This is a genomic window from Micromonospora costi (assembly GCF_003626655.1).
Taxonomy (GTDB): Bacteria; Actinomycetota; Actinomycetes; order Mycobacteriales; family Micromonosporaceae; genus Micromonospora; species Micromonospora costi.
Window position 1 is genome coordinate 703,293 of the sequence record NZ_RBAN01000004.1, and the last position, 20,620, is coordinate 723,912.

23 protein-coding genes are annotated in these 20,620 nt (G+C 70.8%); 12 read left to right on the forward strand and 11 right to left on the reverse strand.

Annotation, left to right across the window (positions count from 1 at the left end):
• Positions 1 to 76: 76 nt before the first annotated feature.
• A complete protein-coding gene (locus D7193_RS25105; protein ID WP_120782009.1) occupies positions 77 to 1,264 on the reverse strand; it encodes a class I SAM-dependent methyltransferase in 1,188 nt (395 codons plus the stop codon).
• A 191-nt stretch (positions 1,265 to 1,455) separates the two neighbouring features.
• Here D7193_RS25105 and D7193_RS25110 point away from each other — a divergent pair, with 191 nt between their 5' ends.
• On the forward strand, positions 1,456 to 1,869 hold the full coding sequence (locus tag D7193_RS25110; RefSeq protein ID WP_120782010.1) for a cupin domain-containing protein: 414 nt from the start codon (positions 1,456 to 1,458) through the stop codon (positions 1,867 to 1,869).
• 73 nt (positions 1,870 to 1,942) lie between these two features.
• Here D7193_RS25110 and D7193_RS25115 read toward each other — a convergent pair whose 3' ends face one another.
• Positions 1,943 to 2,962, reverse strand: coding sequence for an AraC family transcriptional regulator (locus D7193_RS25115; RefSeq protein ID WP_120782011.1), 1,020 nt, complete (start codon positions 2,960 to 2,962; stop codon positions 1,943 to 1,945).
• Between the two features lie 99 nt (positions 2,963 to 3,061).
• Between D7193_RS25115 and D7193_RS25120 the strand changes: the two genes are divergently transcribed.
• Together D7193_RS25120 and D7193_RS25125 are read left to right on the forward strand one after the other, a co-directional pair.
• Positions 3,062 to 3,970: an NADP-dependent oxidoreductase gene (locus tag D7193_RS25120; protein WP_174242742.1), complete on the forward strand. Its 909-nt coding sequence runs from the start codon at positions 3,062 to 3,064 to the stop codon at positions 3,968 to 3,970.
• Between the two features lie 11 nt (positions 3,971 to 3,981).
• Positions 3,982 to 4,389, forward strand: coding sequence for a DUF6069 family protein (locus D7193_RS25125; protein WP_120782013.1), 408 nt, complete (start codon positions 3,982 to 3,984; stop codon positions 4,387 to 4,389).
• 40 nt (positions 4,390 to 4,429) lie between these two features.
• Here D7193_RS25125 and D7193_RS25130 read toward each other — a convergent pair whose 3' ends face one another.
• Positions 4,430 to 4,807 carry a PPOX class F420-dependent oxidoreductase gene (locus D7193_RS25130; protein ID WP_120782014.1) on the reverse strand — a complete coding sequence of 126 codons (378 nt, stop codon included), beginning with the start codon at positions 4,805 to 4,807 and terminating at the stop codon, positions 4,430 to 4,432.
• Between the two features lie 98 nt (positions 4,808 to 4,905).
• Between D7193_RS25130 and D7193_RS25135 the strand changes: the two genes are divergently transcribed.
• Positions 4,906 to 5,481 (forward strand): TetR/AcrR family transcriptional regulator, encoded by a 576-nt coding sequence (locus D7193_RS25135; protein WP_120782015.1) that lies wholly within the window; start codon positions 4,906 to 4,908, stop codon positions 5,479 to 5,481.
• 51 nt (positions 5,482 to 5,532) lie between these two features.
• The gene (locus D7193_RS25140; RefSeq protein ID WP_120782016.1) at positions 5,533 to 6,321 is read left to right on the forward strand and encodes an SDR family NAD(P)-dependent oxidoreductase; all 789 of its coding nucleotides are present in this window, start codon (positions 5,533 to 5,535) and stop codon (positions 6,319 to 6,321) included.
• Positions 6,322 to 6,416: 95 nt separating this feature from the next.
• Here the strand turns inward: D7193_RS25140 and D7193_RS25145 are convergent, their stop codons facing one another.
• Positions 6,417 to 6,908: a tetratricopeptide repeat protein gene (locus D7193_RS25145; RefSeq protein ID WP_120782214.1), complete on the reverse strand. Its 492-nt coding sequence runs from the start codon at positions 6,906 to 6,908 to the stop codon at positions 6,417 to 6,419.
• Positions 6,909 to 7,129: 221 nt separating this feature from the next.
• Between D7193_RS25145 and D7193_RS25150 the strand changes: the two genes are divergently transcribed.
• Positions 7,130 to 7,504 carry a YciI family protein gene (locus D7193_RS25150; protein ID WP_120782017.1) on the forward strand — a complete coding sequence of 125 codons (375 nt, stop codon included), beginning with the start codon at positions 7,130 to 7,132 and terminating at the stop codon, positions 7,502 to 7,504.
• A 159-nt stretch (positions 7,505 to 7,663) separates the two neighbouring features.
• On the opposite strand, the gene gap is transcribed toward D7193_RS25150, so the two are convergent.
• Positions 7,664 to 8,674, reverse strand: coding sequence for a type I glyceraldehyde-3-phosphate dehydrogenase (gap, locus tag D7193_RS25155; protein WP_120782018.1), 1,011 nt, complete (start codon positions 8,672 to 8,674; stop codon positions 7,664 to 7,666).
• Positions 8,671 to 9,273, reverse strand: coding sequence for a TetR/AcrR family transcriptional regulator (locus D7193_RS25160; RefSeq protein ID WP_120782215.1), 603 nt, complete (start codon positions 9,271 to 9,273; stop codon positions 8,671 to 8,673). Before D7193_RS25160 ends, gap begins: the two co-directional genes overlap by 4 nt.
• 156 nt (positions 9,274 to 9,429) lie before the next feature.
• On the opposite strand from D7193_RS25160, the gene D7193_RS25165 reads away from it, so the two are divergent.
• The gene (locus D7193_RS25165; protein WP_120782019.1) at positions 9,430 to 10,227 is read left to right on the forward strand and encodes an SDR family NAD(P)-dependent oxidoreductase; all 798 of its coding nucleotides are present in this window, start codon (positions 9,430 to 9,432) and stop codon (positions 10,225 to 10,227) included.
• Here the strand turns inward: D7193_RS25165 and D7193_RS34930 are convergent.
• Positions 10,211 to 10,951: a MerR family transcriptional regulator gene (locus tag D7193_RS34930; protein WP_120782020.1), complete on the reverse strand. Its 741-nt coding sequence runs from the start codon at positions 10,949 to 10,951 to the stop codon at positions 10,211 to 10,213. The two genes, D7193_RS25165 and D7193_RS34930, sit on opposite strands and share 17 nt — an antisense overlap.
• A gap of 156 nt (positions 10,952 to 11,107) precedes the next feature.
• Between D7193_RS34930 and D7193_RS25175 the strand changes: the two genes are divergently transcribed.
• Entirely contained in the window at positions 11,108 to 11,746 is a 639-nt protein-coding gene (locus D7193_RS25175; protein ID WP_120782021.1) for a dihydrofolate reductase family protein, read from the forward strand.
• A gap of 111 nt (positions 11,747 to 11,857) precedes the next feature.
• On the opposite strand, the gene rph is transcribed toward D7193_RS25175, so the two are convergent.
• The gene (gene rph / locus D7193_RS25180) at positions 11,858 to 14,455 is read right to left on the reverse strand and encodes a rifamycin-inactivating phosphotransferase (protein WP_120782022.1); all 2,598 of its coding nucleotides are present in this window, start codon (positions 14,453 to 14,455) and stop codon (positions 11,858 to 11,860) included.
• Positions 14,456 to 14,769: 314 nt separating this feature from the next.
• On the opposite strand from rph, the gene D7193_RS25185 reads away from it, so the two are divergent.
• Positions 14,770 to 15,180 (forward strand): SRPBCC family protein, encoded by a 411-nt coding sequence (locus D7193_RS25185; protein WP_120782023.1) that lies wholly within the window; start codon positions 14,770 to 14,772, stop codon positions 15,178 to 15,180.
• A gap of 67 nt (positions 15,181 to 15,247) precedes the next feature.
• On the opposite strand, the gene coaD is transcribed toward D7193_RS25185, so the two are convergent.
• The 3 genes from coaD to D7193_RS25200 all read right to left on the reverse strand — a co-directional run bounded on the left by coaD (position 15,248) and on the right by D7193_RS25200 (position 17,856).
• A complete protein-coding gene (coaD, locus tag D7193_RS25190) occupies positions 15,248 to 15,688 on the reverse strand; it encodes a pantetheine-phosphate adenylyltransferase (RefSeq protein ID WP_120782216.1) in 441 nt (146 codons plus the stop codon).
• A 232-nt stretch (positions 15,689 to 15,920) separates the two neighbouring features.
• Positions 15,921 to 17,213 (reverse strand): IPT/TIG domain-containing protein, encoded by a 1,293-nt coding sequence (locus tag D7193_RS25195; protein ID WP_120782024.1) that lies wholly within the window; start codon positions 17,211 to 17,213, stop codon positions 15,921 to 15,923.
• Between the two features lie 196 nt (positions 17,214 to 17,409).
• The gene (locus D7193_RS25200) at positions 17,410 to 17,856 is read right to left on the reverse strand and encodes an Lrp/AsnC family transcriptional regulator (RefSeq protein WP_120782025.1); all 447 of its coding nucleotides are present in this window, start codon (positions 17,854 to 17,856) and stop codon (positions 17,410 to 17,412) included.
• A gap of 93 nt (positions 17,857 to 17,949) precedes the next feature.
• Between D7193_RS25200 and D7193_RS25205 the strand changes: the two genes are divergently transcribed.
• The 3 genes from D7193_RS25205 to D7193_RS25215 all read left to right on the forward strand — a co-directional run bounded on the left by D7193_RS25205 (position 17,950) and on the right by D7193_RS25215 (position 20,602).
• Positions 17,950 to 18,738: an LLM class flavin-dependent oxidoreductase gene (locus D7193_RS25205; RefSeq protein WP_120782026.1), complete on the forward strand. Its 789-nt coding sequence runs from the start codon at positions 17,950 to 17,952 to the stop codon at positions 18,736 to 18,738.
• On the forward strand, positions 18,735 to 19,169 hold the full coding sequence (locus D7193_RS25210) for a nucleoside deaminase (protein WP_120782027.1): 435 nt from the start codon (positions 18,735 to 18,737) through the stop codon (positions 19,167 to 19,169). Before D7193_RS25205 ends, D7193_RS25210 begins: the two co-directional genes overlap by 4 nt.
• A gap of 212 nt (positions 19,170 to 19,381) precedes the next feature.
• Positions 19,382 to 20,602 carry an RNA polymerase sigma factor gene (locus tag D7193_RS25215; RefSeq protein WP_120782028.1) on the forward strand — a complete coding sequence of 407 codons (1,221 nt, stop codon included), beginning with the start codon at positions 19,382 to 19,384 and terminating at the stop codon, positions 20,600 to 20,602.
• The last annotated feature ends 18 nt before the right edge of the window (positions 20,603 to 20,620 follow it).

The window sequence follows — 20,620 nt, forward strand, 5'->3', positions numbered from 1 at the left end:
GACACGGTGAGCCGGCGCGCGATCTCCACCGTGGGCAGCGGCTCGCCGGGACCACCCGTTCCCGTCACCGTGGCGGCTACCGAGGGCCTGCCGCGACCGTTCCGGTCGGGCGGACCGGGCCGCGGCGGAGGACCCACCGGTACGCCTGGACGAGGCCCGTGTCGAAGCCGGCGGCCGATCCCCAGAGGAAGATCCGGAACCGGCGGTAGAGCGGTTCCCCCCAGCGCGCGATGATGTCCTCCCGCCGCGCGTCCAGCCGCTGTGCCCAGGCCCGGCAGGTCAGGAAGTAGTTGTGCCGGTCGTCGTCCACGCTGAGCAGCTCGAACGGCGATCGCGCCACGTGCCGCAGGTAGGAGTGCAGCACCAGCGGGGCCGAGTTTCCCGGGTAGATGTGCTGCTTGAAGAACGTGGACAGATGCTGTTTGCGACGCATGGCGAGGGCGTCGAGGTAGATGCGGCCGCCGGGACGCAGCAGCCGGGCGTACGCCTGGAGGGTGGCCCGGTAGTCGGGCAGGTGCTCGGTGACGCCCATGTTCACGATCGCGTCGAACGGCTCGGCGGCCCGGTACCGCAGGATGTGGTCCCTCACCACGGTGACCGGTAGCTTCTCCCGGGCGAAGAGGTCGGTGAGGAAGCGCTCGGACTCGGCCGCCAGCGTGACGGTGGTGACCACGACGCCGCGCCGCGCCGCGTGCTCGGCGAACGCTCCCCACCCGCCGCCGACCTCCAGCACCCGGTCTCCGGGACCGACACCGATGGCGTCCAGCGCCAGATCGAGTTTGCGGGTCACGGCGTCCTCCAGCGCCTCGTCGTCCCGCGCGAAGACACCCTGCGTGTAGCAGCGGTGCCGGGTGTCGAGGAAGGTCAGGAAGAAGTCGGACTCCTCGTCGTAGTGCCGGGAGATCGACCGCTGATCGTGGCCGTACCGGCCGTGCACCACAGCCGGCAGCCACCGGCCGAGGAAGGCGACCGGATGCACGTCGGAGAAGAACCGACGCATGGTCAGCGCGGCGGCAAGGTCACCCTCGACGTCGAGGTGCCCGCCGAGGTACGCCATGGCGACCTGGAGCTGGTCGAGGGAGCGCAGCGCCCGGTGACCGACGCCATCGCGGACGACCAGACTGAACCGGGGCGGCACGGTCTCGGTGACCCCGAAGCGGTGGGTCGCGCCGTTGCCGACGACGATCTCGAACGGCACGGGGGTGCGGTCGCGGAAGTAGTCCTCGTAGCGCCGGCCGACCGTGTCGGCCAAGGTCCGCCTCATGCGGTGATGGTCCCACGGCTCCCCTGCTCTGGGACGTCATCGCTCGACGAAAACGCCCGGTCGGGGCCGACGGTGAACCCCCTCGACCGGCCGTCCTGGTCACAGCGCTACCGGTTCGCGGCGCGGAGGGCTGTCACAAACCGGCAGGCCCTCCTGTCGTTCCTGTCGACAGCCCCTGTTTGGAGGAACACATGAGCGGCGACCACACACACCTGCCCCCAGGCGTCGAGGTGATCACGACCCTGCCGGAGGCGACGGCCAAGATCCCGGCTGGCGCCGAAGCCAGGACCGTCCGGGTCACCCTGCCTCCCGGCGACCCCGGCGCGCCGCCGCACCGGCACCCCGGACCGCTCTTCGGCTACGTGACCCAGGGCGAGATCCTCTTCGAATTGGAAGGGCAGCCGCCCCGGGTGCTCAGGGCGGGTGATGCCCTGTTCGAGCCCGGCGGCGACGTCATCCACTACCAGGGCGCCAGCAACCTCCCGGACGCGCAGTCGCAGCTCGTCGTGACCATGTTCGCCCCGCCGGGAACCCCGGTGCTCACCGTCGTCAGCGCGGAGGAACTGGCCAGCCGACGGCACCTGCGATTCACCCAGCCTGGATGACCGACCGTCGCCAGGGATGCTGCCTACCGCGGTGACCACGAACGCCCACGGTGCTGGTGGACGCGTCGTCCGCCTACAGGTCGGGTGGCGTGAGCCGTACTTCCTTCATGCCGGGCGGCCTCGGTGCCGAGACCGGATGCCGGGTGTCGGGGCTACTCGACGCGCGGTATCTGCCGGGCGCGGTGCCGTACTGGCGTTTGAACGCGTTGGCGAAGGCGAACTCGGACGCGTAGCCGACCTTGGCTGCGATGGCGCTCAGGGGTGCGTCGGATTCCTGGAGAAGCCGTGCGGCGGTGGTCATCCGCCACCACGTCAGGTAGGTCAATGGTGGTTGGCCGAGCAGGGTGGTGAAGCGGCGGGCGAACGGTGCCCGGGACAGGCCGGCCTCGGCGGCGAGCGTCGCGACGGTCCACGGCCGCGCCGGGTCGCGGTGTATCGCCTGCAGTGCGCTGATGGTGATCGGGTCGTTGAGCGCCGCCGCCCAGCCGGTGGTGGTCGGTGGTGTGGGCTGCTGGTCGAGCCAGGTGCGCAGGATATGGATCAGCAATGTGTCGAGAAGCGCGGGGACGACGGCGTCCATGCCGAGGCGGGGTCGTTCCAGTTCGGCGGCGAGCAGGTCCACGGTGGCGCGCAGTTCGGGGTGCCTGCCGAGGTGGGCGGGGAGGTGGATGAGTTCGGGTAGGTCGTGCAGCAGCGGATGGACCCGGGTGGGATCGAGTTCGTACGCGCCGCACAGCGTCACGGTGGCTGGGGCACCAGCACCGGCCGGCGTGCCGACGGTTTCGGTGGCGTACCGCTGAAGCGCCCGCGGGTCGTTCGGGTCGCACACCTGCGTGGCCGCCGGCGGAGTCGCCGGGTTGTCGCTCAGCGTGTGCCCGCGCCCATGGGGCCGGAACACCACGTCACCGGCGGCCAGGGGCACGGGGTCGGCGCCCGGCGGGATTAGCCAGCACGGTCCCTGCAGGATGATCTGGAAACCGGCGGCTCCCGGCACGGACGCGAACTGTTGCGCCCACGGTGCGTGCCACGCCAGCCGCGCCGAGCGGGGTTGCCCGGTGCGCATCAGCGTGATCGCGTCGCTGAGTACGTCCACGTGGCTACGGTATCGCGGCAGAGACGATCGAATATAAAGCCGGGATGCTGAAGCATGGCTCGTCTCTGGCGCGCTGCATAGGTTCGCTCTGTGAAGGCCATGCGTATCCACCGGTACGGCGACGCGTCCGTCATCCACCAGGATGACGTTCCCCGCCCGGCACCCGCACGGGGCGAGGTGTTGGTCCGGGTCGCCGCGACCTCGTTCAACCCGTCCGACCTGGGGCTGCGCCGCGGGCTGCTGCGCGCTCTCCTTCCGCTGGACCTCCCGTGCACGCTCGGTGGGGACGTCTCCGGCACGGTCGTGGAGGTCGGCGACGGCGTGCGCGGCCTGGCCGTCGGTGACCGGGTCATCGGCCGCGGCGCCGGCACGGCGGCGGAGTACGTCACCGCGGCCGCCGACACGCTCGTCGCGGCGCCCACCGCCATTCCCCTCGCCCATGCCGCCGCCATCCCCATCGCCGGCCTCACCGCCTGGCAGGCGGTGTTCGAGCACGCACGCATCACGTCCGGGCAGCGGGTCCTCGTCAACGGAGCGGGCGGTGGTGTCGGCGGGTTCGCCGTCCAACTCGCCAGGCACGCCGGCGCACACGTCGTCGCCACGGCCAGCCGGCGCAGCACCGAGGCGGTCCGCCAGTTCGGCGCCGACCAGATCATCGACTACACGACCACACCCTTCGCCGACGCCCTGGACGAACCGGTCGACGCGATCCTCAACCTCGTCGCGGTCGACGCGCGGCAGGCCACCACCCTGGTCGAGTTGGTTCGGCCGGGTGGCGTAGTCGTGTCCGCCACCGGCCCGGTGACACCACCTGCCGGCTCCCCGGTCACCGCGGTGCACTTCGTGGCCCGCAACGACCAGAGTCACCTCGCCGCGCTGGTGAGGCTCGTCGACGCCGGTGCCGTCCGGGTCGACATCACGGCATCGCGTCCGCTCGCCGACCTGGCCTCGGTGCACCGCGACGCGGAGTCCGGCCACACCCGCGGCAAGATCATCCTCGTACCGTGAAGGAGCCCCAGATGTCCAGCACGTCCGTCTCCCCGACCACGCCGCTGCGCGCCGGTGCCCTCACGGTCGGTGGCACCGTCCTGGCCACGGCACTACTGTGGACGATCGCCCAGGTCCTGGGCGTCGAGCTACGCGTCGACCCTCGTAACGGCCAGGCACCAAGTGCCATCAGCCTGCCGTTCACCGTCACCGTCACGCTCGTCGTCTCTCTGCTCGGCTGGGGCGCGCGAGCGCTGCTCGACCGGCTGACCCGCAGGGCAGCGACCATCTGGACCGGGCTTGCCGTCCTCGTGCTACTGGCGTCGTTCCTGCCGCTGCTCGCCGTCGAGGCGACCGGTCCAGCCAAGGCCATCCTGGCGCTGATGCACGTTGCGGTCGCCGCCGCGCTGATCCCCTTCTTCGGCCGCCGGAAGTCCTGATCGTCCGTCAGCCGAACGTGCCCCAGCGTTGAGCACTCATTCAGAGGGTGATGGCGATGCCGATCCTGCGGTCGCGTCGTCCGAGAAGCAGGTCGAACCAGAACACCAGCCGGGCGATGGGGTACCGGCGTGCCATGAGCCGGCGTACGCGGGCCGTCCCGGACGCGTCCAGCAAACGCGCCCGGCCCGCGACGGTCGGCGCGCCCGGGGCGACCCGGCCGCTCATGTCGCACGGTGTCACCTGCACGGAGGCGTTGTTGCGGATCCGCTTGACCTTCCCGCTGTCCCGCTGGGTCAGCACGAACACCTCCCCGCCGTCGGCGACGAGCCCCACCGGGGTGGGGACCGGGCGTCCGTCCCGGCGGTACGTGGTCACGGTCGCGTAGCGGGTGCGGCTGATCGCGTCGGGCACGCTCATGCCCGGGGCTGAGGTGCCCTCGCCGTCCCGTTGACCGCGTCCGCATGACGCCCCCCACAGTTGTGGACTGATTGGTTCCTTACCTCTACGGTTGTCGCATGGGCAGGCCAAGGACGTTCGACATCGACGCGGCAGTGGAGCGCGCGATGGAGTTGTTCTGGCGTCAGGGGTTCGAGGCGACCTCGACCGAGGACCTCGTGGAGGGCCTCGGCATCGCCCGGGGCAGCCTGTACAAGGCGTTCGGATCCAAGGAGCAGCTCTACGCGCTGGCACTTCAGCGTTACTGCCAGCGCCACGCGGCAGGGCTCGTCGAGGTGTTGGACCGGGCGGAGCAGGTGCGTCCGGCGATCCGGGCGGTGCTCCTCGGGTTGGTGGAGGCCGACCTGGCCGATCCGGAGCGGGGGTGCCTGCTGGTCAACGCGGCCACCGAGCGCTCGGCGCACCCGGACACGGTGCAGCAGGTCTCGCGCACGATGGGTCAGGTCGAGTCGGCTCTGGCCGGGGCGCTGGAGCGCGCCCGGGTCCGCGGGGAGATCGCGGCGGACAAGAACCCGCGGGAGTTGGCCCAGTTTCTGACCACGTTCCTGCAGGGTCTGCGGGTGATGGCCAAGGCACGGGCGGATCGGCCGTTCCTCGACAACGCCGTGGGAGTCGCCCTGCGGGCGCTCGACTGACTTTTTGCTGCCCGAATTAGGAACCGATCAGTCGACAACTGGGGAGTTGTAGTGGATCTCGAACTGCAGGGCAAGGTCGCCGTCGTCACCGGCGCGAGCAAGGGCATCGGCCTGGCCACCGTGGCGGCGTTGCTCGACGAGGGTGCGTACGTGGTGGCGAGCAGCCGCACGAGCACGCCCGAGCTCGACGCCCTGGCAGCACGTGGTGCCACCGTGGTGCTGGCCGACATCACCGACGCGGATACCCCGCGGCGGCTCGTGGACGTCGCGCTGTCCACGTACGGGCGTCTGGACGTGCTGGTCAACAACGCAGGCGCCGGCAGCGCCCGGTCAGGGTTCCTCGACGTCGACGACGCCGAGTGGAGGCGAGTGTTCGACGTGACGTTCTTCGGCGCCGTGCGCACCAGCAGGGCAGCCCTGCCCGCCCTCCTGCACAACGGCGGGACGATCGTCAACATCAGCAGCATCAATGCCCGGCTGCCGTTCCCGATGGTGGTCGACTACTCCGCGGCCAAGGCGGCCGTGGCCAACCTGACCAAGACGCTGTCGGAGGAGTTCGCACCCCGCGGCGTACGGGTCAACGCCGTCGCGCCCGGCCCGGTGCGAACCCCGTTCTGGACCGGGCCGGACGGCTTCGCGCACGCCGTCGCCGCCAGCGCGGGTGTCACCGCCGAGCAGGCGCTCGACACGGTCGTGCCGCAGAGCATGGCGATCAGCACCGGCCGGATCAGCGAGGCCCGCGAGGTCGCCGACCTGGTGCTGTTCCTCGCCTCCGCCCGCTCGGCCAACACCAGCGGTGCCGAGTTCACCATCGATGGTGGCCAGGTCAAGACCCTCTGACCACACCCGACAGCATGCGTGCATGTGGTGGCAGGGATGCCTCCCTGCCACCACAGCCCGAACACCCCTGGATCGGCGTACGTCGCCGCGCCCGGCTACCGGATGGTCTCGTCGGCAGCACGCGCCGGCTCGGAGGCCAGCTGCTGCGCCAGCCGGTCGAGGCCGCTCCTGATGAGCTGCGCGTACTCGTCGTCGCCGAGCGCGCCCATCCCCGCCTGCGCGCGTTGGAGGCAGTCGCGGGCACGGCCGAGGTCGCCGAGCTTGCGGTAACACTCCCCCAGATTGAGATGCAACGACGGATACAGACCGGCCACCGACATCGGCACCCCTGCCTGCGCGACCCGCTCGTCGGTGAGCAGGTCGGCCGCCGCCAGCGCTCGCTGGTCCCAGACCAACTCCTGGCGGACGTCGTCCTGCACGTCGGCCATCGAGTGCGCGAGGACGCAGACGTGCAAGGGATCACCCCGCTCGCCGCCGATCTCGTCCCAGATCTGCGCGAACAGGTCGCGAGCGGCCTCGCGCTGGCCCTGATGGTGATGCAGCTGTACGCCCTGGTTGATGCGGGCGAGCGTGTCGTCGGTGATCATCGGCTGCTCCCGCAGGCTCATCTCGCGGCGATGGCATGGATCGTACGTGCCTCACGCGGCCGCTCTCTGCGCTAACGCGGCGCGACATGACGCCCGCGGGCGCCGGACGGCGGAGATCCCGCGGAGAAATTTCTTGGCATAGCGTCGGATCCGCGGCGAGTCGTTCGTAGAACCGGTGACAGGCGGCCGGAGGAGGCCGCCGGGTGAAAGGGAGTCGTGGGATGACGCGGTACTTGATCTCGTTCAATGACGGCGGGATGGACCACATTCCCCGGGAGGAGTTGGCCGACGTGAGCAAGGTCACGCACGCGGTGGTCCAGGAGGCCGTGAACGCCGGCGTGTGGGTGTTCGGGGCCGGGCTCGAACGCCAGCAGGCGAGCGTCGTGGCCACGGACGGGACGGTCACCGACGGCCCGTACCCGGAGACCAAGGAGGTCATCGGCGGGTTCGTGGTCGTCGACGTGCCCTCACGCGAGGAGGCGCTGGAGTGGGCTGGCAAGATCGCCGCCAGTTGCCGCTGCGCGCAGGAGGTGCGGGAACTCCTGCCCGACCCCGAAACCGACGCGATGCTCCGCCAGGCTGGCCGCACCATCTAACGCGAGGCGGTGAACCCGGGGATCGGGCGTGCGAGGACGGCCGATCCCCGGGCCTTGTCGGATCGCCGCACCGACATCGCGGCGACGGCGCCCAGGGGGGAACCGCGGTCGCCTCGGGTTGTCTGTGGGCCTGATCCGACGCCGCCCTGGTCCTCGCCGTCAGGCCGCCGTGGTCACTCCGATCCGCTCGGAGAACTCGACGAGGCGGTTGGAGAATCCCCATTCGTTGTCGTACCAACCGAGCACCTTGACCTGGTTGCCGATGGCCTCGGTCAGCGGCGCATCGAAGATCGACGAGTAGGGGTTGCCGACGATGTCCGCCGAGACCAGCGGCGCCTCGGAGTACTGCAGGTAGCGCCGCAGCCCCGGGGACGCGGCCGCCTCACGGAACGCCGCGTTGACGTCCTCGACGTCGGCGCGCTGCCGGAGGACCACGGTGAGGTCGGTGACCGAGCCCGCCGGGACGGGGACGCGTAGTGCGGCACCGGTGAGACGCCCGTCGAGCTCGGGGATGACCTTGCCGATCGCCTTCGCCGCGCCCGACGACGTCGGGATGGTCGAGACGGCCGCCGCGCGGGCCCGGCGCAGGTCGGAGTGCGGGGCGTCGTGGAGCCGCTGGTCGCCCGTGTAGGCGTGGACCGTCGTCATCAGTCCCGACTCGATGCCGAACGAGTCGTTGAGCACCTTCGCCAGCGGCGCCAGCGAGTTCGTGGTGCACGAGCCGTTGGAAAAGACGTCGTGGCTGTCCGGGTCGAGGCTGTCGTCGTTCACCCCGAGAACGATCGTGGGGACGTCGCCCTTGGCCGGCGCCGAGATGATGACCTTCCTGGCGCCGCCCTTGAGGTGGGCAGCCGCCGCGACGCCGTCCGTGAAATGGCCGGTGGACTCGATGACGACGTCGGCGCCGACGTCACCCCAGGGGATGGTTGCGGGGTCCGACTGCGCGAAGACCCTCATGCGCGTGCCCTGGACGACGATCGCGTCGCCGTCGAAGGCGACGCCGTCGAGGTGCCCGGAAATGGAGTCCCACTCGAGCAGGGTGGCCAGTGTGCGGGCGTCGGTGAGGTCGTTGACCGCGACCACCTCGACGTCGGCGTTGTTCGCCAGGGCCGCCCGCAGGTAGCTGCGCCCGATCCGTCCGAACCCGTTGATGCCGATGCGTACCGTCATGGCTTTCCGTTCCTCCTGTTGTTCGTGCGGTGGGGCGCGGGCGGTGCCGCCGCCCGGAGCAGGTCGAGGGCGCCGGCGCGGGCGTCGTCGAACGGGCCTGGGTCCTGCTGTGCGATCGCGAGCACGTAGCCGCCCTGCAGGACGGCCATCAGGGTGTGGGCGAGACGCTCGGGGTCGAGGTCGGCCCGCAGCTCGCCTGCGGCGACCGCCTCGCGTAGCACCGTCACCCAGCTGACGTGGACCTGGGCGAACGCGCGCGCCACCGGGGCAAGCAGCACCGGGTCCTCCCGGACCTGCGGGTCCTGGGTCATCCGGCCGACCTTGCAGCCCTTGAGGGCGTCGCGCGGACGCATCAGGTAGGCCTCGATGCAGGCCATCGGACTGCCCGGGCCGTCGAGCTCGGATGCGGCCGGCAGCAGGTCGGCGACGTTGCGTTCAAGGGCGGCGAGCGCCAGGTCCCGCTTGGTCGGGAAGTGGTGGTACATGCTGCCCTGACCCACGCCGGATCGTTCGCGCACGTCACGTGGGCTCGTGTCGGCGTAGCCGCGCTCCCACATAAGCTCGCTCATCGTCTCGACCAGGAGCTGTCGCGAGTCCATGCCGTCATTGTACATACCGGTAGGTACAGCCCCTCGTCGCCTCGCGGATCCGCGCTTGACTTCGAGCACGCCCGAACTTCTAGCGTCGTGGTGAATTCAGGGAGATCACGGCCAGCGGGCGGGCGCGGGCCGTTCGTGGGAAGCGGGGGGCTCCGGATGAGGGTGCTGGTGACCGGCGGGACGAGCGGACTCGGACTGGCCATGGCGTCCGCCCTGGCCACGGCGGGAGCGGGGGTCGCGCTGACCGGCCGATCCGGTCACCGCGCGGAATCGGTCGCCGCCGGGCTGCCGGGGGCGCTCGGCATCGAGCTGGACGTGCGGGACGAGTCGTCGGTGGCCCGGGCGGTCGACGAGGCGTGGACGCGGCTCGGGGGCATCGACATGCTGGTGAACAACGCCGGGATCGGCATGCGTACGGTCAACCCGCGATTCATGACGCATCCGCAGGGTTTCTGGGAGGTGCCGGTCGGCGGCTTCCGTGCAGTGATCGAGACCAACCTGACCGGCTACTTCCTGGTGGCGCGCGAGGTCGTACCGCGGATGCTGGCCGCTGGCGGCGGTCGCATCGTCAACGTTTCGGTGAGCCACACGACGATGCACCGCGCCGGGTTTGTCCCCTATGGACCGTCACGTGCCGGCAGCGAGGCGCTGTCCCGGATCATGGCAGCCGACCTGCGGGACACCGGCGTGACCGTCAATCTGCTGCTGCCCGGGGGCGCCACCGTCACGGGGATGCTGCCCCGCGAGGTCATGCCCGAGGGCCGGGAGTTCCTGGAGCCGGCGGTGATGGGCCCGCCCATCGTCTGGCTGGCGTCCGACGACGCGGCGGGCGTGCACGACGAGCGCATCGTGGCCGTCGACTTCGAGCGCTGGCTGCTCGACAGAAAGGCCAGACCCGACCGGTCAGGCGCCGGCGTCGGCGGATCACGGAGAGAGCTCAGGGCCGGGCGTTGAAGCCGACCGCGAAGGCCCGTTTGATGTAGTCCCACACCTCGGCGCTCACGACGTCGCGGGTGGCCGCCTCCGGTCCCCTGCCGTCCATCTTCGCGTACATGCCGGACAGGATCGCCCGGTCGCCGCCGGTCATGTCCTCCATGAGATCCGTCCAGCGGCGGGCCGTCGCCTGCACCTCGGGATCGGCTGGATCCGCTCCGGCCAGGACGTGTGCCCGTACCTGAGCAGCGATGTCTGTCCACCGCTCACGCCATCGGCCGAACGCGTCGCCGCCGACGTCGTGATGTCTGGCTTTGAGCCCGGCCAGCTGGTCGGGTGTGAAGTACCTGGCCTGCACCATCGCCTCCATCGTCTCGGTGAGTTGGTCGATCGACGGTTCCCGTGCCTCCCGCAGGACCCGCGACAGGACGGTCAGTTGGCGTTTGAGCTGCTGCTGTCGCGCGACGTGTCGCTCCACCTGTGCCAGCTGGCCGTGTACCGCTGAGGTCAGGTCGCCGGAGGTGCCGGTGAGCGAACCGCCGATCTGCGCCAGCGGAATGCCGAGCTGACGCAGGGCGAGCACCTGGTACAGCCGCCGGACGTCGCCTGCGGTGTAGAGCCGGTGCCCGGCCGGGGAGCGCTCGGAGGGACACAGGAGCCCGATCTCGTCGAAGTGGTGCAGCGTGCGCACAGTCAAGCCGGTCGCACCAGCCAGCTCGCCGACCTTCCAGCGTCGCTCGCCCATGTCATCACCCCGTCCCGACGCTAATCCCTCACGTCACGTGAGGTGCAATAGCGGGCCTCGGACGAGTACGAAGATGGATGCCGTGGCAGCGATGAGTCTGCCGACGCCCGCAGGTCTACCTCCCAACCGAGACAACCAACGCGTCAGGAGCAGGGCATGGGCCTCATCCACATCGAGCTGTTCGCGACCCTCGACCTCGTCGGGCAGGCGCCCGGCGGCCCCGAGGAGGACCCCGCGGGGTTCCCGTTCGGCGGCTGGCAGGCGCCCCTGCTGGACGAGGTCTCCGGGGCGCAGGTCGGTGCCGCGTACGAGGGCACGGACGCCCTCCTGCTCGGCCGGCGCACGTACGACATCTTCGCCGCCTACTGGCCGCACCAGAAGGGCGGCCAGGACAACGACATCGCCACGCTCTTCAACAGCGTCCCGAAGTACGTGGCCTCCCGCGGCCGGCCCGACCTTCCGTGGGCCGGGTCCAGCCAGCTCGGCCCGGATCTGGCCAGCGCCGTACGCGAGATCCGTGACCGGCACGAGCACGTGAAGGTCGTCGGAAGCCTGAACCTGGTGCAGACCCTCCTGCGCGAGAAGCTCTTCGACCGTCTCGACCTCTGGGTGCACCCGATCGTCCTCGGCGTCGGGAAGAAGGTGTTCGACGGTGGCGCCGTTCCCACGAACGTCAGACTCCTCGAACCGCCGGTGGCCAGCCCGACGGGCACCGTGTACCTGCGCTACGGGCTCGCCGATGGCACACCCGGGACGGGCGACATGAGCGCACCCGATCGGGGCGTCGGGCGCTGACGCCGGTGCGTCCGCCAGCTCGGCGGGCCGTCACGGCGTCGGCAGCTCGGGTGCCGACGCCGTGACGACGCCTCGCCGGCGGGTCCGCTCGCCCCTGTCGAGGGCGGTCGATCAGGAGAGGATCTCGACGTACCCGCCGGTGCCGTGCACGCGGATCCGTTGCCCGTCGCGGATGAGCCGGGTGGCATCGGTGACACCGACGACGGCGGGCAGGCCGTACTCCCGGGCGATCACCGCGCCGTGGGTCATGAGGCCGCCCACCTCCGTCACCAGGCCCGCGATCGCCACGAACACGGGCGACCAGCTGGGATCGGTGTAGGCGGTGACCAGGATGTCACCCGCCTCGAGATCGGCCTGGGCGATGTCGAGGATGACGCGGGCCCTCCCCTCGACGGTTCCGGAGGAGACCGGCAGGCCGCTCAGCGCGCCGGCGGGCACGTCGTCGCGCCGGTACGTCCCGACGACGGCCTCGCCGTCCGAGGTGAGCACTCGGGGCGGCGTGAGCGCCTGGTACGCCCGGAAGGCGTCCTTGCGCTGCTGGACGAGCTGCTCGTCCACCTGGTGGGTCCGTACGACGTCGTGGAGCTCCTGGAACGTGAGGTAGAAGATGTCCTCCTTCTCCGGGAGCACGCCGGCCTGCACGAGGCGCTCGGCCTCGTCCAGCAGGGCCTGCTTGTAGATGAAGTAGCGGCTGATGATGTCGTACTTCGGGTACTCCCGGTACCCGATGAAGGTCCGGACCCGGTCGATCATCCGCTTGGCCTCGTCGGCCTTCTGCTCCCCGTCCGGCAGGGCCCGCAAGCGCGAGAGCACCTCCTGTTCCTTCTTCTGCGCCTCCTGCCGTCCCTGCTCGAAGCGCCGCCCGGCGGCGCCCGGCTCGAAGTTCCTGATGTTGTCGAGGATCAGGGGTACGAGGGTGCTGGGGCGTTCGCGCCAGCGCGGCCTCGTGATGTCGATCTCGCCGACGCAGCGCATGCCGTACCGGTCGAGGTATGCCTCGATGGCGTCGCGCGCTTCGCTGCCGCCCGCGAGCTTCGGGAGCTCGTCGAGGAAGCCGTCTTCGTCGACGCCCTGCAGGAACGCCACCACCTCCGGGTGCGGGCGGATCACGTCGGCGACGTCGAGCAGCGCGAGGCCCATCTCCGAGGTGACGTTGTTGGGGGCGGACAGCGTGAGGGTGTCGGCCGCGTTCTTCTCGCCCAGCCACTCCCGCAGGTGGTCGTTGAGCCACCAGGTGGCGTCCATCCCCGCCATGATCGCCTGGAAGTTCAGCGGGTCACCGAGGACTCGCTTGTGCTCGACGAACGCCTCCCGCAGGAAGTCGAACAGCGCCGGTCCGGTCTTCGTACGGATGTCACGCTGCAGGGCCGCGATGGACGCCCGGCTCCGCTCGATCAGCTCGGTGACGATGGCCGGGTCGGTCTCGATCGGGGCGGGCGGCCCGCCGGCCGGCGGCGCGGCGGGCGCCGCGTCCGGGAGGGACGGGCCGACGTCGCCGCGGTCGAGGACCGTCTCCAGCGCGTCCCTGAACAGCGGATCGGATTTTCCCATGAGGTCCAGGAGACCGGCGCGGCTCGCCGGCGAGGCCAGGCGCGGGGTGACGTCGACGAACAGCCTCCCGCCGGCCTCGTGCATCGGCGCCATGGCGGTCAGCTGCCACATGGAGACGCCCAGGGGCTTCATGGCGTCGGTCATCATCTGCTGGTGGCCGACGGAGAGGTAGACGTGGCGCTCTGCGTCGGGAGCCGCAGGGATGGGAAACAGGGTGGTGATCGGTCGGCTCTGGACGATCTGGAAGTCGTCGTCGACGAGGCACCATTCGATGTCCTGCGGGCGGCCGAAGTGCGCCTCGATCCGCCGGCCGAGCCGCACGAGCCGTAGCACCTGCGCGTCCGTGAGGGCCGGCTGCTCCTGCCGCTGCGGGTCGATCGCCACGTCCTGCGTACCGCCAGCCGGCAGCGCCTGAACGGCACGCTGCTTGGCGGCGATCGCCCTGTCGACGATCCCGCCGTCGCGGACCGTGAAGACGTCCGGATTCACCAGGCCGGAGACCAGGGCCTCGCCGAGGCCGAAGCTGGCGTCCACGGTGGCGACCTTCCGGTTGCCCGTGACGGGGTCGGCCGTGAACAGGATGCCGGACGCGTCCGGGAACACCATCTGCTGCACGACCACGGCCATGTGCACCGTACGGTGGTCGATGCCGTTGCGCTGGCGGTAGATCACGGCGCGCTCGGTGAACAGCGACGCCCAGCACCGCCTGACGTGCTCGAGGATCGCCGCCGGTCCCACGACGTTCAGGTACGTGTCCTGCTGGCCGGCGAACGAGGCCGTCGGCAGGTCCTCCGCCGTCGCGCTGGACCGCACGGCGTAGGCGGCTCGCTCGCCGAGCCGGGCGAGCGCGCGGCTGATCGCCGCCGCCAGGTCGTCGGGGATGGCCGTCCCTTCGATCGTCCGGCGGATCTCCGCGCTGAGCGTGCGGACCGTCTCCCGGTCGTCCGGGGTCAGGCGCGACAGCCGGTCGAGCCGATCGTCGATCGACGGCGCTTCCGCGATGATCCGCCGGAAGGCGTCCGTCGTCACGCAGAAACCAGGCGGCACGCGTACGCCGTCGATCCGCGACAGCCCGCCCAGATGCGCGCCCTTGCCGCCGACGACAGCGACCTGCGTCTCGTCGACGTCGTGAAGATCCAGCACGTGCTGCTCGCTCATCGGAACACCTCCGAGGCAGCCGGGCTCGGTCGTACCGCACTGGCCGCTCGAATCGCCGGCGCCTCCCGTTCTGTCGAACCGCGTGTCAAGCGAACCCTCGCCTCTGATCGCCGTCCCCCGTCCGTCGCCACCAACACACGCACGTCGTGCCCCCCATTTCCGCAGGTTGTGACCTCGGGCCGACGATTCTGCGCCACCACACGGGCCTTGCCGCAAGCCCCCGGGTGCGATATACATTAGAAGTGGCAAGGAGATGATCTCCTTGCCTTTCCTTTTGCCGGCCGCCTGAAGCGAGGCCGTGGCATCATCGCGTGATGAACGGGCAGTCCCGGCACCTCAGCGTGCACATCGACCGGCCGGTGCGGCAGGTCTACGCGTTCGCCTCCGACCCCGCCAACCTGCCCCGCTGGGCGCCCGGCCTGGGCAGCTCCGTGGCGCGGCGGGACGGGAACTGGTTCGTCGAGACTCCGGACGGCCCGGTTCGGGTCACGTTCGCCCCGCACAACGAGTACGGCGTGCTCGACCACGAGGTCGTGACGCCCTCCGGCGAGACGGTGTACGTGCCGCTGCGGGCGATCGCGGACGGCGACGGCTGCGAAGTGGTCTTCACGCTGCGCCGCTCCCCCGGGATGACCGACGCCGAGTTCGAACGGGACGTTGCGTTGGTCAACGGAGACCTTGCCCTGCTCAAGGAGATCCTCGAGGGCGCTGAACCCGAAGCCTGACGGGGTGACCCGCCGTGAGGAACGTCGGACCCGGCCGGTACGAAGCCCACGGCTGCCCGACGAGGGGTCACCTCCCCAGCGAGCGCACCGCGGTCGACGACACCGCGGCCAGTTCGGGCTGCGCAGGCAGGAACACCGTGGGGACGCCCAGCGACTGGTTCATCGCGGCGAGCTGGTGCTCGGTCCACAGGTCGGTGGTGTTACGCACGCCGCGCACGATCACTCCTATCCCATGGCGACGGCAGTAGGTGGAGGTCAACCCGCTCCAGGCCGCGACGGTGACGGAGGTCCACTCGACCGGCAGAACGGCACGGACAGCGGCCGCTCGCTCCTCCTCGCTCACGGACGGATGCTTGGTGCTGTTGACCGCGACGAGCACGACCACTTCGTCGAAGAGGTCGCGTGCCCGGTTCACCACATTCAGATGCCCCGGAGTGAAGGGATCGAAGGTGCCGGGGTAGACGGCTCGCACTCGTACGCGATCGCGCACGCCCTCGTCGCTGCTCATGGCCCGACTGTAGGTACCGGCGGCGAGAGCCCTGGACTCGGATGCCACGGCAGAGCCGCCGCGGCAGGGGTCGTCCGGGTGGCGGAGCCTCTTCTCCCGGAGTACGCGCTGATCCCGGTGACGGCAACCCTTCGGCCATCCGGTCAGGGTTCTGTCGGTGACCACCTGGGCCTGCGGTGGCCGTGGCAGCCGGGTGGCGAGGCTTCCTCGCCACCCGGACCGCACGGTGGGGTCAGACCTGCCAGAGGCGCTGCCGGCGATGGCGGGCGACCAGAAGCAGCAGCGCGCCGGTGAGCAGCATGGTGAGGCCGGCCGCGATGGGCAGGCGGAGTGAGGTGCCGGTGACCGGCAGGTGTGGCTGGTAGGTGAACGTGCCGGCGTTCGCCGTGCCGGTCGGGAAGACCAGCTCGACGGTGGCCGCGCCGGCCGGGTTCGGCGGGGTCACCACCGTGATCGTGGTGCCGGCCGCGTTGACGGTGAAGCCGGTGCCGGTCACCCCGGCGAAGGTCACTCCGGTCGCTCCGGTGAACCCGGAACCCGTGATGGTCACGGTCGTACCGCCGGTGGTCGGGCCTTCGCGCGGCGTCAATCCGGTGACCTCGGCGCCGGTGCCTTCGGCGAGATAGGTGTACCCCAACGCGGGCGCCGAGCCGCCGGCCGTGCTGACCACCACCTCCGCCGGGCCCACCGTCCCCGGTGGCGTCACGGCTGACAGCGAGGTCCCGTCGGCGGCCACGACCACACCGGTGGCCGCCACGCCGTCGAACGCCACCACCGTGGCGTTCGGTACGAAGCCGGTGCCGGTGATCGTCACCGGCTGACCGCCTGACTGCGGGCCCGACGTCGGCGAGATCACCGACGCCGTCGGCGGCGCCGCCGACGGGCTCTGGCAGGAGGCTTCCGCGAGGATCACCTGCCCGAGCGAGAACCGCACCGGGTCGGCGCCGTCGAAACCGGAGACCGAGAGCACCGCGCGCACGTTGATCGCGATGACGTTGTCCGGTGTGCCGGTGAGCTGGCGGTCGACGACGGCGTGCAGGGTGGCGTCCGTGAGACCGGTGACGGTGACGTTCGCGGTGAACTCCTGGGCCGTGTCACGGATGGTGATCTGCTGGCCGAAGACCGTGATGTCCTCGCCGGTGGCTCCGGCGCTGGTGTTGCCGGCGCGGCACTGGGCGGTCACTCCCAGCTCGGAGACGTCCAGCACCTCGACGTCGAGGACGCTCAGCGCGAAGTCGGCGAGTTGGGACGAGGCGGCGGACGTGGTCGGCCCGCGGGTGGCGGTGACCTCCGTGACCGTGCCGGTGGCGACCACGTTCTCCGGATCGGCGAGGGTGACGTCCACCGACGTCTCATCGTCCGTACCGCCACCGGACGGTGCGGTCACGCTTCCGAAGGTGCCCTGGGCCTGGACCGACTCGTCGCCGGGGTCCCCGACCAGGTCGAGGACCACGCCCCGCGCGGCGGCGTCGCCCGGGGCCGCGAGCGCCGGCGACGCCAGCCCCAGACCGGCCGCTCCAGCCACCAGTAATCCCACCGATACCACCGACAGTCGTCGGACAGATCCCATCGCTTCCCCCGTTCGGCTCAGGCAGGTGCCGTGCGCGGACCCTGGATCCACGCATCCACAGGGCGAAACGAGGCAGAGAGCGGCACGCTATGGCCGGACTACCGACGGCGCATGAACGGCTACTTTCAGTAACAGCTGCAGGGGTGGGCGGTCAGGGCCGGTCGGGTCCGCGGTAGGGCAGGGTCTGGCTGTAGACGACATTGGTGGTGGTGCTGCCGAAACCGGCGAGTTCGTCGATGAGCGCCTCCAGGTGCCCCATGGAGGTCGCGGCCACCTTCAGGGTGTAGCAGTCGTCGCCGGTCGTGCGTAGGCACTCCAGGATCTCCCGGCGCTCGCCGAGCAGGCGGTGCAGCGGTTCGTGACGGTTGCCCGGGTACTTCAACCGGACGACGGCGAGGACGGGGTAGCCGACCTTGGCCAGGTCGACCACCGCGCGATAGCCGGAGATGACGCCCTGCGCCTCCAGTTGCCGCACCCGTTCCGTCGTGGCCGACGGGCTGAGGCTCACGCGTCGCCCCAACTCACTGAGGGAGATGCGAGCGTCCTGCTGCAACTGGTCGAGGATCGCCCAATCGACGTCGTCAAGATTCCCGGCCATGCCGCGATTCTACCGGGGTTTCCACGGCGAATGGCCGTAGCCACCGGGAACACTTTGTTCCTCTGACGTAGATCACCGGGATACCCTCGGAACATGCAACTGGGCGTCAACGTACCGAACTTCGGGCCTGGCACCGATCCGGGCGTCCTGCGGGAGTGGGGACGGATCGTCGAGGGGCTCGGCTTCGACCTCCTCATGCTGTCCGACCACGTGGCCGTCACCCCGGACGTGGCGCAGCGGTATCCGGAGCCGTTCTACGAGCCGTTCACGACGCTGTCCTGGCTCGCGGGTGTCACTACCAGGCTGCGGCTGGGCACCACCGTGCTCGTGCTGCCCTACCGGCACCCGCTGCTGGTGGCACGCATGGCCACCAACCTCCAGCAGCTCAGCGACGGCCGGTTCGTGCTGGGGGTGGGGGTCGGCTGGGCACGTCAGGAGTTCGACGCCCTCGGCGTGCCGTTCACCGAGCGCGGCAGGCTGACCGACGACTACCTGTCCACCTTGCGGGAGACCATATCGGTGCCCATCTGGGTCGGCGGCAACAGCGACGCGGCGATCCGGCGCGCGGTCCGGTTCGGCGATGCCTGGCACCCTCTGCGGGTCACCCTTCCCTGGCTGCGGGCGGCCGTGGCGAAGCACGCGCTGCCGGCCCTCACGCCCCGGATCGCCCTACGGCTGACCGCACCGGTCGACGACCCGGGGCGGCTCGCGGGCGTCGGCACCATCGAGCAGGTCCTCGACGATCTCGACCAGCTCGAGCAGCTCGGCGCCGAAGCCGTCGTGCTCGACCCGTACCACGGAGATCCCGAAGACACCCGCAGACCCGACATAGCCTGGCAGGCGCTGACCGCCCTGGCCACACACCGGAGGACGCCATCGTGATCACCACTGCCGACGAGGAACTCCTGCGGCGCGCCATCGCCATCGCGGCGCACGCCGTCACCCTGGGCGACGCACCGTACGGCTCCCTGTTGGCCGATCCCAACGGCACGGTTCTCGTCGAAGCCCACAACACCGTCCGGCGCGACAACGACATCAGCGCCCACCCGGAACTGAAGCTCGCCCGCTGGGCTGCGCGCGAACTCGACCCGGAGACCGCCGCACGCACCACCATGTACACGAGCTGCCAGCCGTGCGGCATGTGCACGGGAGGCATCGTCCGCTCCGGGCTCGGCCGGGTCGTCTACGCGCTGGCCACCGAGCAACTCGTCGAACTCAACCCGGCCTCCGGCGCGTGGCCTGCCGTGCCGCAGGACGGGCCGGCCCTGTTCGACGAGGCACGGGCCCCCATCGACGCCTACTACCGCTCCTGAGGGACGAGGGATCGCGCGAGGCGCCGCGATCTCGGCGGAGCATGTCGGATCGAGACAGCGGCGTTCGAAGCAGGGTGACCGGTGGCCACCCGAGGACAGGAGATGACGATGTCGATGGCGCGTTACCTGACGTCCATGCGCGGCGGCGCGGCCGGCCCCGGCATCGCGGCGCACTGCAACCGGACGGTCGAGCGACCGCCGTTCCCGGGTTGATGTCCGACATCGGCGAGGTGATCACCCGCGTCCACCGCGAGGAGTGGGCCCGGGTGGTCGCGACCCTGGCCCGACGCCTCGGCGACCTCGACATCGCCGAGGAGATGGCCGCCGAGGCGTTCGCGACCGCGGTCGAGCGCTGGCCGGTCGACGGCGTCCCTCCGAGGCCCGGCGCGTGGCTCACCACCACCGCTCACCGCAAGGCCATCGACCGGCTCCGGCGCGAGGCCAGACGCGAGGACAAGCACAGGGAGGCGCTGATGCTGGCCGACGCCCCCGAGCCGCTCGGCGTCATCGACGACGACCGGCTCCGCCTCATCTTCACCTGTTGCCATCCCGCTCTCGCCGTGGAGGCGCGGATCGCGCTGACCCTGCGGATGGTCGGAGGGCTCACCGTTCCCGAGATCGCCCACGCGTTCCTGGCCCAGGAGACCGCGGTGGGCCGGCGGATCACCCGCGCGAAGGCGAAGATCAAGGCAGCGGGGATTCCCTACGGCGTGCCGTTCCGTGCGGACCTCCCGGCCCGGGTCACCGGGGTCCTCACCGTCCTCTACCTGATCTTCAACGAGGGCTACCTGGCCTCCGACCCCGCCAAGAGGGCGATCCGCGCCGACCTGACCGCGGAGGCGATCCGGCTGACCCGGCTGGTCCGTGCCCTGCTGCCGACCGACGGCGAGGTCGTCGGGCTCCTGGCGCTCATGCTCCTGACGGAGGCCCGCCGGGCCGCGCGGGTGTCAGCCAGCGGCGAGCTCGTCACCCTCACCGAGCAGGACCGCGGCGCGTGGGACCGCGAGCTGATCGCCGAGGGCCACGCCCTGGTCCGCGCCCGCCTCACCTCCGGCCAGGCGCCGGGCCGCTACCAGATCCTCGCCGCGATCAACGCCGTCCACACCGACGCGCGCGACGCCCGCGACACCGACTGGTCGCAGATCGTCGCGCTCTACGATCATCTGGCCCGGATCGACCCCTCGCCGATCGTGCGACTCAACCGGGCGATCGCGGTCGCCGAGCTCGACGGCCCTCAGGTCGCGCTGGCCGAGGTGGACGCCCTGCCGTTGGACGGCTACCACGCCTTCCACGCCACCCGCGCCGACCTGCTGCGCCGGCTGGGCCGCAGCGCGCAGTCACGGGCGGAGTACGACCGGGCCATCGAGCTGGCCGGCAACACCGCCGAGACGGCGTACCTCATCCGTCGCCGCGACCAGCTGGCCGGCCCATGAACGGCGCCACCCGGCACG